Source organism: Tranquillimonas alkanivorans, assembly GCF_900115595.1.
Lineage (GTDB): Bacteria > Pseudomonadota > Alphaproteobacteria > Rhodobacterales > Rhodobacteraceae > Tranquillimonas > Tranquillimonas alkanivorans.
Map to the genome: position 1 here is coordinate 112071 of NZ_FOXA01000002.1, position 12728 is coordinate 124798.

Below are 12728 nucleotides of genomic sequence, written 5' to 3' on the forward strand. Positions count from 1 at the left end.
ATGCCGCGAAAATCAGTTTCCGTGGATCATGTCGTCCGGAATATCGGCACCGGCATTTTCTTCGAACCAGCGCGCGGCACCGGGATGCCAGGGAAGGACGGTGTTCTTGTCCCAGTTCTCGGGCACCGTCGACTGGGCGGCGCGGTGGATGTTCACCATACGCTCGTTGTCCGACATCACCACGTCGACCACTGCGTTGACGAAGCTTTCCGGCAGGTCGCAGTTGGCAATGGCAAAGTTCCACATCGACACCGAGCGCGCCGGCTCTTCCAGCGTGGTGTAGGTGGAGGCCGGGATCTCGAACTCCGACACCGGGAAGTTGTCGAGGATCTGCTGCTGCTCTTCCTCGGTGAACTCGATGATGTTCACGTCGGTCTGCACCTCGAGCTGGCTGACCGCCGGGACCGGCACGCCGGCCGCGAAGGCGATCACGTCCAGAAGGCCGTCCTGAAGCTGACCGCCCAGGTCGGACCAGCCGCCGTTGCGCCGTTCGTACTCGACGCCCAGCGTGTCCATCATCCGCGGGAAGTAGGTGTCCGAGGTGGAACCAGCGGGACCGAAGCCGATGCGCGCGCCTTCGGGGATGTCGTCGATTGACTCGATGCCCGACGACGACAGGGCCGTCACCGAGAACGGCGTCTGGTACATCGGGAACATGGCGCAGGCATTCGTCATCTCGAGGCCCGGCGCGATCGGGTTTTCGCCGGCCAGAGATTCTGCGGCCGGGCCCATGGTGGTCATGCCAAAGGCCGCGTCGCCGGTATGCACCAGCGCCATGTTCTGCATGGGGCCGCCGGTGACTTCGCCGCCGCCCGAGATGCCAAGCTCGTCCGCGACAAGGTTCGCCCAGCCCGAGCCGTAGGCGAAGTACGTGCCGCCTTGGCTGGCGGTGCCCACGGTGAAGCTTTCTGGCCAGCCCTCGCGGTCCATCTCGTGCTGTTCCGCGTGCGCGGCACCCGCGATCAGGGCGCAGGCGGCGGCAGAGGTGAAGAACATTTTCATTAGGAATTTCCTCCCGTTCCTTTGGCGCGGCATCTTCCTGCCGCGATGGGTGCCAACCTTAAGTCGCCCGAAAGGATTGGCAAGCCGTTGCCGGTTTCGCGGACTGGCGAGGCGGCGTAGCAGACGGTTCTTCGCACGTGCAGGCGCCGGTCACAGCGTCGGGCCGGCTAGTGCAGCCGCGTGAGCAGACCGCCTGGTTGCCGTTCGATCCGGCCTTCGATCTCGAGCGTCACGAGTTGCGGCGTCACGTCGCCCGCCGCCAGCCCGAGATCGCGGATGAGCTGGTCCTCCGCCAGCGGGCTGGGCCCGAGCCGGTCGAGGATCTGCCGGTGGAGCGCGGCGATCTCCTCCTTCTTGCGGGGTTTCTTCTTACCGGTCTTTTCGTCTTCGGAAGGAGGCGTCGCTGCCGAGGCCCGCGGTGGCTCCTCTTCGATCAGCGGCATTTCGGCTTGTTCCTGCGGGTGCGGGAGGGGACCCAGCGCCTCGATCACGTCCTCGGTGCCGCGCACCAGCGTCGCGCCGTCGCGGATCAACAGGTTGCAGCCGGCCGCGCGCGCATCGAAGGGGTGGCCCGGCACCGCCAGCACGTCGCGGCCCTGGTCGGCCGCGTCGCGCGCGGTCAGAAGGCTGCCCGATTTCGCCGCCGCCTCGGCCACCACGACCGCCCGTGCCAGGCCCGAGATAAGTCGGTTGCGGCGGGGGAAGTGGCGCGCCTGCGGTTGCAGGCCCATCGGCTGTTCCGACAAGCGCAGGCCGCGCGCCTCGATTTCCTGCGCCAGCACCGCGTTCTCGACCGGATAGACGACGTCGACGCCCCCGGCCATGACCGCAATGGTGCCGCCGCCCAGCGCGCCGGTATGGGCGGCGGCGTCCACGCCGCGGGCCAGCCCGGACACGATGACGAAGCCCTTCGCGCCCAGTTCCTCGGCCAGCCGCCGTGCGATGCGGGTGCCAAGGCTCGAGGCGTTGCGCGCGCCGACAAGCGCCACGGCCGGGCGGTCGAGCAGCCCGGCGTCGCCGAGCGCCCAGAGGATGGGCGGCGGGTCCGACAGGTCGGTCAGGCGGGCGGGATAGGCCGGGTCCCCGAAGCAGATCATTGTGGCGCCGGCCAGGCGCCCGGCCCTAAACTCCGCCTCGGCCACCTCGGGCGGGCAGGGGGTGTATTTGTCGACGCCGGCGGCGCGGGCGACCTCTGGCAGGGCTTCCAGCGCGGCGGCGGCACTGCCGTATTCGCGCATCAGCCGGAAAAAGGTGCTCACGCCGACGCGGCGTGAGCGCAAGAGACGGAGCCAGTCAAACCGTTCTTCCTCTGAGGGGGGTGGGGTGAGGGGTGGGGAAGGGATTAAATCCAAGGCCTCACTGGCTCCGTCCGCTTGCAGAGCCAAGGTGGGGCCGGGGTGGTTAAGGCCAGGTTAGCGTCGGCGACAAAATTTTCCCCGCCGCCGTTTTTTTGCCTCCGGGGCGTCCCCGGCCCGCCGCGTTCCCGCTCAGGCCGCGCTGCCGCCCACGGTCAGGCCGCCGATCATGAGGGTCGGCTGGCCTACGCCCACCGGCACCCACTGTCCGGCCTTGCCGCAGTTCCCGATGCCCGGGTCCAGCGTCATGTCGTTGCCGATGGCGCGAATCTTCTGAAGTGCCGTCGCGCCGTCGCCGATCAGCGTGGCGCCCTTGACTGGGCGGCCGACCTTGCCGTCCTTCACGCGGTAAGCCTCGGTGCAGGAGAACACAAACTTGCCGTTGGTGATGTCCACCTGGCCCCCGCCGAAGCCCACCGCATAGATACCGTCCTTCAGATCGGCCAGGATGTCCTTCGGGTCGGCGTTGCCGCTGAGCATGTAGGTGTTGGTCATGCGCGGCATCGGCGCGTGGGCGAAGCTTTCGCGCCGGCCGTTGCCGGTGGGTTCGACCCCCATCAGCCGCGCGTTCTGCCGGTCCTGCATGTAGCCCACGAGGATGCCGTCATCGATCAGAACGTTCTTGCCCGAGGGCGTGCCCTCGTCGTCGATGCTGATCGAGCCGCGCCGGTCGGGGATGGTGCCGTCGTCCAGAACGGTGACGCCGGGCGCGGCGACCCGCTGGCCCATGAGACCGGCGAAGGCCGAGGATTTCTTGCGGTTGAAATCACCCTCCAGCCCGTGGCCCACGGCCTCGTGCAGCAGGATGCCGGGCCAGCCGGGGCCCAGCACCACGTCCATCACGCCCGCCGGCGCCGGTTCGGCGTCGAGGTTGACCAGCGCGATGCGCAGCGCCTCGCGGGCGACAGGCTCCCAGTTGGCCTTGTCGATCAGGTCGGTCAGGCCGAAGCGGCCGCCGCCGCCCATGCCGCCCTGTTCGCGCCGGCCGTTCTCTTCCACGATGACGCTGACGTTGAGCCGGGTCATCGGGCGCACGTCGCGCACGCGTAGCCCCTCGGGGCGCAGGATCTCGACCTCCTGGAGCGACGCGGCGAGCGTGGCCGAGACCTGCACCACGCGCGGGTCGAGCGCGCGGGCGAAGGCGTCGATCTCGCGCAGGGTGTCGAGCTTGACCGGGAACTCCGCGTCGGACACCGGATCGGCATCGCCGTAAAGCCTCACGTTTGTCGCGCGCGGCGCCTCGGCCAGGGTGCCGCCGCCGTCGCCCACGGCAAGCCGCGCCGTCTCGACCGCGCGCTTGACCGCCGCCTCGCTGATCTCGGTGGAGTGGGCGTATCCGGCCGTCTCGCCGCGAACGGCGCGCAGGCCGAAGCCCTCGCCCGCGTCGTAGCTCGCCGTCTTCACCCGGCCGTCGTCGAAAGAGATCACTTCGGAGCGCCGCCGCTCGAGAAACAGCTCTCCGTCGTCGGCGCCAGCCACCGCGTCGCGCAGATGCGCCAGCGCAGCCTGCTCGTCGAGCTGGTCGTCGAAGGGGCGGAAGGGGGCGTCTGTCATGGGGTGCTCCTGGCCGGGACGGTATGATCTGGATCAAGAAAGCGGCCGAATGCCGCAACGCTTTCGCTTGTTCCCTCCGGCCTAATATGGTTTCAGAAGGCCCGGACACAACGGGAGTCTGCCGCGGGTCCCGAGACGTTCCGCGGCGTGGCGCCCGGCGGAGGCGGCGCGCCCGCCGACACCCGATCAGGATGCCGAACAGGACAAGGGGCACATGCGTTTCAACACCTCTCTCAAGGGCCTTGCGGCCGCAGCCTTTGTTAGCCTCGCCGGACAGGGTGCGATGGCGCAGGATGCCATGAACGAGCTGCCGATCATCGGCAAGCCGGACTACGGCGCGACCGGCTTCCAGCCCGCCGCCACCGACCTGGCCGCCGATCTTCAGGCGCTCGATGGGCTCGTGCTGATCATCATCACCGCGATCGTGCTGTTCGTGTCGGGCCTGCTGGTCGCGGTGCTGGTGCGCTACAACCGCAAGCGCAACCCGGTTCCCGCGCGTTTCACGCACAACACCCCGATCGAGGTGACGTGGACGCTGGTCCCGATCCTCATCCTGCTGTTCATCGGCGCGTTCTCGCTGCCGGTGCTGTTCGACCAGCAGGAGATCCCCGAGGCCGACGTGACCGTGAAGGCCACCGGCTACCAGTGGTACTGGGGCTACGAATACCCTGACCACGACTTCGGCTATGACAGCTTCATGATCGGCTATGGCTCGAACTACGTCACCGACGAAATCCGCGCCGAACTGCAGGAGCAGGGGTATTCCGAGGACGAGTTCCGCCTTGCCGTGGACAACGCCATGGTCGTGCCGGTCGACTCCACCGTCGTCGTGCAGGTGACCGGCGCCGACGTGATCCACTCGTGGACCGTGCCCGCCTTCGGCGTGAAGCAGGACGGCATCCCGGGCCGCTTGGCCGAGCTGTGGTTCGAGGCGAAGGAAGAGGGCGTGTATTTCGGCCAATGCTCGGAGTTGTGCGGCAAGGACCACGCCTACATGCCGATCACGGTGAAGGTCGTCAGCCAGGAGGCGTATGACGCCTGGATCGACGCGCAAGTCGAAGCCTTCGCGGGCACCCCGCGCGCCGATGCCGGCGTGAAGCTCGCCTCGGCCGAGTGAGACGGATCGCGGGCGGCGGCAACCGCCGCTCGCGCACGCCCAGGGGCGGGCAGGGATCCGCCGCCCAGGATGGAACTGCGATGACCGACGTCACGACATCATACGACACCGAGTACGAGGCCGGCTTCGGCGACTACTTCGCGTTGCTCAAGCCGCGCGTCATGTCGCTGGTGGTCTTCACCGCGCTGGTCGGCCTGCTGGTGGCGCCCGTGGGCGTGCACCCGCTGGTCGGCTTCGCCTCGATCCTGTTCATCGCCGTGGGCGGGGGCGCGTCGGGTGCCCTGAACATGTGGTGGGATGCCGATATCGATGCAGTGATGCGCCGAACCGCCAAGCGCCCGGTGCCGTCGGGCCGGGTTACGGCCGGTGACGCGCTGGGGCTGGGGCTGGCGCTGTCGGGCTTCTCGGTGATCATGCTGGGGCTGGCGGCGAACTGGGCCGCCGCGGCGCTATTGGCCTTCACCATCTTCTTCTATGCCGTCGTCTATTCGATGTGGCTCAAGCGCACGACTCCGCAGAACATCGTCATCGGCGGCGCCGCCGGGGCCTTCCCGCCGATGATCGGCTGGGTCGTGGCGACCGGGTCGATTTCGCTGGAAGCGGTGCTGATGTTCGCGGTGATCTTCATGTGGACGCCGCCGCACTTCTGGGCGCTCGCGCTGTTCATGCGCTCGGACTACGACGACGCCGGCGTGCCGATGCTGACCGTGACCCACGGGCGCCGCACGACCCGTCGCCATATCCTCGTCTACACCGCGCTGCTTGCGCCGGTGGCGGTGGGGTTGGGCTTCACCTCGATCGGCGGGCCCGTCTACCTGATCGGCGCAATCCTCATGAACGCCTGGTTCCTGAAAGGCGCCGTCGCCATCGCGCGGCGCGACGAGACCCAGGCCGAGGCCGACAAGTACGCGGTCGAGAAAGGGTTCTTCAAGTTCTCGCTGCTCTACCTTTTCCTGCATTTCGGCGCGCTGCTGGTGGACGCCACCCTGCGCGGCCTGGGAGTGATCTGATGACCATCCGCGTGACACACGAACTGCACGACCGCCGCTTCTCCCGCAACATGGGCCTCGGGCTGGTGCTCGTCGGGCTCGTGGCGCTGGTCTTCGGGCTGACCGTGGTGAAGGTGACGAACCTAGGCCCCGTGCAGGACTACGCCCCGGCCGTTCAGCAAAGCGCGGGAGGCGCGCAATGAGCATGGACCCGCGCCAGAAGACGGCGCTGAAGGCGGTGGGCGTCATCGTGTTCATGGGGTCCATGGCCTGGGCGTCGGTGCCGCTTTACGACCTGTTCTGCGCCGTGACCGGCTATGGCGGCGAAACCTCGGTCGCCGAACAGGGCTCGGACGAGATTCTGGACGAGACGATCAGGGTCCGCTTCGATGGTTCGCTCGCCCGCGACATGCCGTGGGAGTTCAAGCCCTTGGAAGACGAGATCGAGATTCGCATCGGCGAAACTGGTCTGGCCTTCTACGAAGCCTACAACCCCACCGACCGCCCGGTGGCGGGACAGGCCAGCTACAACGTGGCCCCCTTCGACGCGGGCGGCTTCTTCACCAAGATCGACTGCTTCTGCTTCACCGAACAGGTGCTTCAGCCGGGCGAGCGGGTGCAGATGCCGGTGACCTTCTACGTCGACCCGGCGATTGTGGACGACCGTGACGCGAAGTACATCCACAAGATCACGCTGTCCTATACCTTCCACGAGATCGACCTGCCCCAAGAGCAGGCGTCGCTCGCGCCCGAGGCCGGCGCGGGTTCCGACTTCAACTAAAGGCCCCAGACGAGGGAACGAACGCCAATGGCGCACGAGAAGAACCACGACTACCACATCCTGCCCCCATCGATATGGCCGTTCCTCGGCGCGGTCGGGGCCTTCATCATGCTCTTCGGCGGCGTGCTGTGGATGCACGACAGCGGGCCGTGGATGTTCCTCATCGGTTTCGCCGTGGTGCTCTACGTGATGTTCGCGTGGTGGGTCGATGTCATCCACGAAAGCCGGCAGGGCGACCACACGCCGGTGGTGACCATCGGCCTGCGCTACGGCTTCATCCTGTTCATCATGTCCGAGGTGATGTTCTTCTCGGCCTGGTTCTGGTCGTTCTTCAAGCACGCCATGTACCCGATGGCCGAGTTCTCGGAAGGCCAGTGGCCGCCCCCGTCGATCGAGACCTTCGATCCCTGGCACCTGCCGCTGATCAACACGCTGATCCTGCTGTGCTCGGGCGCGGCGGCCACCTGGGCGCACCACGCGCTGGTGCACGAGAACAACCGCAAGGACATGTCCTGGGGGCTGGCCATCGCCGTCGTGCTGGGCCTGATCTTCACCTTCTTCCAGGCCTACGAATACTCGCACGCGGCCTTCGGCTTCTCGGGCAACATCTACGGCGCCAACTTCTTCATGGCGACGGGTTTCCACGGCGCGCACGTGATCATCGGCACGATCTTCCTGGCGGTGTGCTGGCTGCGCCTGCGGGTGGGCGACTTCACGCCCGCCAAGCATGTCGGCTTCGAGGCCGCGGCCTGGTACTGGCACTTCGTCGACGTGGTCTGGCTGTTCCTCTTCGCCTCCATCTACATCTGGGGCGGCTGAGCGATACCGCCGCGCTCCGGATTTTCTCAGGAAATTCGTGGTTCTCGGCCGGGACACTCAAAAGATGAACAAGGGGCGTGGGGCGTGGGCCTCGCGCCCTTCGCGTTGAGGAGAGCAGACATGCGCAGGATGATCTGGCCCCTGGTCTTCGGAGTCGTCGGGACGACGATCCTGCTGGCGCTCGGCGCCTGGCAGGTGCAGCGGCTCACGTGGAAGCAAAGCGTGCTGGCCGAGATCGAGGCACGCATTGCCGCCGATCCCGTGCCCTTGCCTGCCGACCCTGACCCCGAGGCCGACCGCTACCTCCCCGTGCGGGTCGGCGGGCGCTTCGACGAGGCGGCGCTGGACGTGCTGGTGTCGGTCAAGGGCACCGGCCCCGGCTACCGCATCGTACAGGCGTTCGAGACGGAGGCGGGCCGCCGCATCATGGTGGACCGGGGCGTGGTGCCGACGGACGAGAAAGACGCGCCGCGCCCGGGCGGTAACGCCACGGTCGTGGGCAACCTGCACTGGCCGCAAGAGGTCGACGGCTTCACACCGGACCCGGACCTCGACGCCGGCATCTGGTTCGCCCGCGACGTGCCGGCGATGGCCGACGCACTGGACGCCGCGCCGATCCTGATTGTCGCGCGCGAAACAACCGGTGACGGCGTGGTGCCGCTGCCCGTGGGGACCGAGAACATCCCCAACGATCATCTGGAATACGCAATCACCTGGTTTTCGCTCGCCGCCATCTGGGCGGGGATGACAGGTTTCCTGCTGTGGCGTATCAGGCGGCAGGGGCAAGAGGGAACGGCATGAAATACATCTCAACACGCGGCCGCGCGCCGGCGCTGACCTTCGAAGAGGCAATGCTGACGGGCCTCGCCCGCGACGGCGGGCTCTACGTTCCTGAGGCCGTGCCTCAGTTTTCGCGCGAAGATATCGCCGCGCTGGCGGGTCTGCGCTACGAGGAGGTGGCATTCCGCGTCACGCGCCCCTTCGTCGACGACAGCTTCACCGACGCCGACCTGCGCGATGCGATCGAGAAGGCCTATTCCGGCTTCGGCCACGACGCCCGCGCGCCCCTGGTCCAACTCGGCCCGAACCACTTCCTGCTCGAGCTGTTCCACGGGCCGACGCTGGCGTTCAAGGACTTCGCCATGCAGCTCATCGGCCAGCTGTTCCAGCAGGCGATGAAGCGGCGCGGCCAGCGGATCACCATCGTCGGCGCGACATCGGGCGACACCGGCAGCGCCGCGATCGAGGCGTTCCGTGGGCTCAATAACGTTGACGTATTCATCCTCTTCCCCCATGGCCGGGTGTCCGAGGTGCAGCGCCGGCAGATGACCACGCCGGACGAGCCGAACGTGCACGCGCTGGCGCTGCACGGCGATTTCGACGATTGCCAGGCCGCCGTGAAGGACATGTTCAACGACTTCGCCTTCCGCGACGAGGTCGGGCTGACCGCCGTCAACTCGATCAATTGGGCGCGGGTGCTGGCGCAGGTCGTCTACTACTTCACCGCCGCGACCGCCCTCGGCGCGCCGCACCGGTCGGTCGATTTCACCGTGCCCACCGGCAATTTCGGCGACATCTTCGCGGGGCGGATAGCGAAGGCCATGGGCCTGCCCATCGGCAAGCTGGTCGTGGCCACGAACCGCAACGACATCTTGCACCGCACGCTGGTCACCGGAGAACACCGCAAGGAGGGCGTTCAGCCCACGATCAGCCCGTCGATGGACATCCAGGTGTCGTCGAACTTCGAACGCGCGTTGTTCGACGCCTATGGCCGCGACGGAAGCGCGGTGGCGCAGCTGATGGACGAGCTGAAGGGGCAGGGCGGCTTCCCGGTCAGCCAGGGGGCGCTTCAGGCGCTGCGCGAAACCTACGCCTCGGGCCGCGCCTCCGAGGAGGAGACGGCGGCCACCATCCGCGCCATGCACGCGCGCACGGGCGAGACGCTCTGCCCCCACACCGCCGTCGGCGTGAAGGTGGCCGAAGAGAACATCGACCCCGCGCGCCCCATGATCACGCTGGCCACCGCGCATCCGGCGAAGTTTCCCGACGCGGTCGAGGCTGCGACAGGACAGCGCCCGGGCCTTCCAAAGCGCATGTCCGCCCTTTATGACAGGCCGGAACGCGTGACCGAGGTCGACAACGATCTCGGCCGGATCGAGCATCTGATCAGGGAGACCCGCGCCAAGTGACCGTCCAGTTCCACACGCTCGCCAACGGCCTGCGCATCGTGACCGAACACATGCCGGGCCTCAAATCCGCCTCCATCGGCATCTGGGTCAACGCGGGCGGCCGGCACGAGCGGATCGAGCAGAACGGCATCGCGCATTTCCTCGAGCACATGGCCTTCAAGGGGACGGCCACGCGTTCGGCCCTGCAGATCGCGGAAGAGATCGAGGATGTCGGCGGCTACATCAACGCCTATACCAGCCGCGAGATGACAGCATACTACGCCCGCGTGCTCGAAGCCGACGTGCCGCTGGCGCTCGACATCATCGCCGACATTGTGCTCAACCCCGTCTTCGACGCGCGCGAGCTGGAAGTCGAGCGCGGCGTGATCCTTCAGGAAATCGGGCAGGTGCTCGACACCCCCGACGACATCGTCTTCGACTGGTTGCAAGAAGCCGCCTTCCCCGACCAGCCGCTGGGCCGCACCATCCTCGGCCCCGCCGAGCGGGTCAGCGCATTCTCGCGCGACGACCTCTCGACCTTCGTCGAGGAGCGGTACGCCCCGGGCGAAATGATCCTGTCGGCCGCGGGCGCGGTGGACCACGACGCCATCGTGCGCGCCGCCGAGGCGCTGTTCGGCGATCTGCGCGCCCGCACTTCGCAGCCGGTGGAGCCCGCGCGCTTCTCGGGCGGCGAGTTCCGGCGCGACCGCCAGCTTGAACAGGTGCATTTCACGCTGGCGCTGGAAAGCCCCGGCTACCGCGACCCCGACATCTATACCGCCCAGATCTACGCCACCGCGCTTGGCGGCGGCATGTCCTCGCGCCTGTTCCAGGAACTGCGCGAACGGCGGGGGCTGTGCTACACCATCTTCTCGCAGGCCGGGTCCTATGCCGACAGCGGGCTGATGACTGTCTATGCCGGCACCTCACCCGACCAGATCCGGGGGCTGGCCGAGGTCACGGCGGACGAGATGCGCCGCTTCGCCACCGACATGACCGAGGCCGAGATCGCCCGCGCCCGCGCCCAGATGAAGGCGGGGCTGCTGATGGGCCTGGAAAGTCCCTCGGCCCGGGCCGAGCGGCTGGCGCGGCTTCTGTCGATCTGGGGCCGGGTGCCCGACCTGGACGAGACGGTCGCCAGGATCGACGCGGTCAGCATCGACGATGTGAGCCGCTTCGCCCGCGATCTCGCCGGGGCAGGGCGCGGCGCCATGGCGCTTTACGGGCCGCTCAAGGACGCTCCGGGCCTTGATGACCTTGCGGGAAGGCTTGCCGCCTGATGCTGGTGACGCGCCGGCGCGTCCGGATCGAGACCGAGCGGATGACCCTGCGCGCGCCCCAGCACGGCGACTTCCGCACCTGGACGACGCTGCGGGAGCGCTCGGCCGGCTTTCTCAAGCCGTGGGAGCCGACCTGGTCGCCGGACCACCTGTCTCGTAAGAGCTTCACCAACCGCGTCTACTGGGCGCAGCGGTCGATCGCCGGCGGCACGGCGGTGCCGCTGTTCCTGATCCGGCGCGAAGACCAGATGCTGCTGGGCGCGATCACGCTCGACAACATCCGCCGCGGTCCCGCCCAGGCCGGCACGCTGGGCTACTGGATCGGCGAGCCCCACGCGCGGCAGGGCTACATGCGCGAGGCGATCGAGGCGCTGGTCCACCACGCCTTCACCGGTTTGGACCTGTCGCGGATCGAGGCCGCCTGCCTGGCCGAGAACGCCGCCTCGCGCGGGGTGCTCGAACGCTGCGGGTTCAAGTACGAGGGCGTGGCGCAGAGTTACCTCCAGATCAACGGGCGCTGGCGCAACCACGTGCTTTACGCCAACCTGCGGGCCGACCGGCGCGGACGGGTGGCGCCGGGCTGAGGCGGTGCTCTCCGGGGCCGCGATCCTTCTGCGAAGGATCGTGAGGGGGCCGTCTGCCCCCTCTGCGCCCTGCGGGCGCATTCACCCCCGAGGATACTTCCAGACCAAAGATGGAGCGGACGTTTCGCCTGCGAGCGGTGTTCGCGATCTGCGGGTTCCGTGGCCCGCGAAATCGTGAACGGGCGAACTGCCGACAGGGCGGTGGGGCGTGCTAGTTTCCGCTTGGTCAGGGAGGTGTCCATGCGTCTGTTTTCCGTCCTCGCCGTGTCACTCGCGTCTGCCGCGACAGCGGCCTCGGCGCAGGAGCGGCGGCCGTCCCACTGCATCGCCATCGCCGACGCCGCGCCGGGCATCGAGTATCTGCACCGGGCGAGCTGGGCGGAGCCCGTGCCGGATTATGAAGTTCGGATCAGCTATCTCGACCACTCGATGTTCCTGATCCAGACGCCGGGCGGGCTGTCGGCGGTGACGGATTATACCGGCTACCTCGGGCCCGCGGACTTCGTGCCGGACGTGGCGACGATGAACCACGCCCATTCCAGCCACTGGACCGCGATGCCGGACGAGCGCATTCCCCACGTGCTCAAGGGCTGGGGCGACGGGCGGACGCCGAACGAGCATCACGTGGACCTGGGCGAGATGCTGGTGCGCAACGTGCCGACCGATATCCGCTCGGCCTGGGACGAGGGGGCGGAGAAGTACGGCAACTCGATCTTCGTCTTCGAGGTCGAGGGGATGTGCATTGGCCACCTGGGCCACCTTCACCACGAGCCCGACGAGATGCAGTACGCGGCGCTGGGTCGGGTCGACGTGGTGATGGCGGCGGTGGACGGGGGCCTGACGGTGGACCTGCCGACGATGATCCGCGTGCTCGGTCGGCTGAAATCCTCGGTCGTGATCCCCATGCACTGGTTCGGACGCGCGACGCTCGATCGGTTCCTGGACGGGATGGAGGACGACTTCGTCATCGAGCGGACGGGCGAGAGCAGCCTGACGGTGGGCCTGCGGACGCTTCCCGACCGCCCTACGGTCATGGTGCTCGAGCCGGAGCTGATGCGGATGGAGTGACTTGCGCTCGC

At 67.9% G+C, this 12728-nt stretch carries 13 protein-coding genes; 10 read left to right on the top strand and 3 right to left on the bottom strand.

The genetic code is table 11. The features are described 5' to 3' along the window. Positions 1–12: 12 nt before the first annotated feature. From BM162_RS04055 to tldD, 3 genes are all read right to left on the bottom strand, one after another. Entirely contained in the window at positions 13–996 is a 984-nt protein-coding gene (locus BM162_RS04055; protein WP_093418663.1) for a TAXI family TRAP transporter solute-binding subunit, read from the bottom strand. A gap of 173 nt (positions 997–1169) precedes the next feature. Continuing rightward, a complete protein-coding gene (gene dprA, locus BM162_RS04060; RefSeq protein ID WP_342741137.1) occupies positions 1170–2354 on the bottom strand; it encodes a DNA-processing protein DprA in 1185 nt (394 codons plus the stop codon). A 135-nt stretch (positions 2355–2489) separates the two neighbouring features. After that, a complete protein-coding gene (gene tldD, locus BM162_RS04065; RefSeq protein ID WP_093418108.1) occupies positions 2490–3911 on the bottom strand; it encodes a metalloprotease TldD in 1422 nt (473 codons plus the stop codon). Positions 3912–4125: 214 nt separating this feature from the next. Between tldD and coxB the strand changes: the two genes are divergently transcribed. From coxB to BM162_RS04115, 10 genes are all read left to right on the top strand, one after another. Then, positions 4126–5028 carry a cytochrome c oxidase subunit II gene (coxB, locus tag BM162_RS04070; protein WP_093418110.1) on the top strand — a complete coding sequence of 301 codons (903 nt, stop codon included), beginning with the start codon at positions 4126–4128 and terminating at the stop codon, positions 5026–5028. An 80-nt stretch (positions 5029–5108) separates the two neighbouring features. Further along, positions 5109–6038: a heme o synthase gene (gene cyoE / locus BM162_RS04075; protein WP_093418113.1), complete on the top strand. Its 930-nt coding sequence runs from the start codon at positions 5109–5111 to the stop codon at positions 6036–6038. Then, positions 6038–6220, top strand: coding sequence for a cytochrome c oxidase system small membrane protein (locus BM162_RS04080; protein WP_093418115.1), 183 nt, complete (start codon positions 6038–6040; stop codon positions 6218–6220). The genes cyoE and BM162_RS04080 overlap by 1 nt, the downstream gene beginning before the upstream one ends. Then, the gene (locus BM162_RS04085) at positions 6217–6798 is read left to right on the top strand and encodes a cytochrome c oxidase assembly protein (RefSeq protein WP_093418118.1); all 582 of its coding nucleotides are present in this window, start codon (positions 6217–6219) and stop codon (positions 6796–6798) included. The genes BM162_RS04080 and BM162_RS04085 overlap by 4 nt, the downstream gene beginning before the upstream one ends. Positions 6799–6825: 27 nt before the next feature. Further along, entirely contained in the window at positions 6826–7617 is a 792-nt protein-coding gene (locus BM162_RS04090) for a cytochrome c oxidase subunit 3 (protein WP_093418121.1), read from the top strand. A 120-nt stretch (positions 7618–7737) separates the two neighbouring features. Further along, complete coding sequence (locus BM162_RS04095; protein WP_093418123.1) at positions 7738–8418, top strand: SURF1 family protein; 681 nt, start codon at positions 7738–7740, stop codon at positions 8416–8418. Continuing rightward, positions 8415–9806 (top strand): threonine synthase, encoded by a 1392-nt coding sequence (gene thrC / locus BM162_RS04100; protein WP_093418126.1) that lies wholly within the window; start codon positions 8415–8417, stop codon positions 9804–9806. Before BM162_RS04095 ends, thrC begins: the two co-directional genes overlap by 4 nt. Next, a complete protein-coding gene (locus BM162_RS04105; RefSeq protein WP_093418128.1) occupies positions 9803–11065 on the top strand; it encodes a M16 family metallopeptidase in 1263 nt (420 codons plus the stop codon). Before thrC ends, BM162_RS04105 begins: the two co-directional genes overlap by 4 nt. Next, positions 11065–11649, top strand: a complete 585-nt coding sequence (locus tag BM162_RS04110; RefSeq protein ID WP_093418131.1) for a GNAT family N-acetyltransferase — start codon at positions 11065–11067, stop codon at positions 11647–11649. Before BM162_RS04105 ends, BM162_RS04110 begins: the two co-directional genes overlap by 1 nt. A 240-nt stretch (positions 11650–11889) precedes the next feature. Then, entirely contained in the window at positions 11890–12717 is an 828-nt protein-coding gene (locus tag BM162_RS04115; protein ID WP_093418133.1) for an MBL fold metallo-hydrolase, read from the top strand. Positions 12718–12728 lie beyond the last annotated feature (11 nt).

Bases quoted from the DNA above. Each gene is read 5' to 3' on its own strand.
- tldD (WP_093418108.1), bottom strand. From the start codon at position 3,911: ATGACAGACGCCCCCTTCCGCCCCTTCGACGACCAGCTCGACGAGCAG.
- thrC (WP_093418126.1), top strand. From the start codon at position 8,415: ATGAAATACATCTCAACACGCGGCCGCGCGCCGGCGCTGACCTTCGAA.
- BM162_RS04055 (WP_093418663.1), bottom strand. From the start codon at position 996: ATGTTCTTCACCTCTGCCGCCGCCTGCGCCCTGATCGCGGGTGCCGCG.
- BM162_RS04090 (WP_093418121.1), top strand. From the start codon at position 6,826: ATGGCGCACGAGAAGAACCACGACTACCACATCCTGCCCCCATCGATA.
- BM162_RS04085 (WP_093418118.1), top strand. From the start codon at position 6,217: ATGAGCATGGACCCGCGCCAGAAGACGGCGCTGAAGGCGGTGGGCGTC.
- BM162_RS04110 (WP_093418131.1), top strand. From the start codon at position 11,065: ATGCTGGTGACGCGCCGGCGCGTCCGGATCGAGACCGAGCGGATGACC.
- BM162_RS04080 (WP_093418115.1), top strand. From the start codon at position 6,038: ATGACCATCCGCGTGACACACGAACTGCACGACCGCCGCTTCTCCCGC.
- coxB (WP_093418110.1), top strand. From the start codon at position 4,126: ATGCGTTTCAACACCTCTCTCAAGGGCCTTGCGGCCGCAGCCTTTGTT.
- BM162_RS04115 (WP_093418133.1), top strand. From the start codon at position 11,890: ATGCGTCTGTTTTCCGTCCTCGCCGTGTCACTCGCGTCTGCCGCGACA.
- cyoE (WP_093418113.1), top strand. From the start codon at position 5,109: ATGACCGACGTCACGACATCATACGACACCGAGTACGAGGCCGGCTTC.
- BM162_RS04095 (WP_093418123.1), top strand. From the start codon at position 7,738: ATGCGCAGGATGATCTGGCCCCTGGTCTTCGGAGTCGTCGGGACGACG.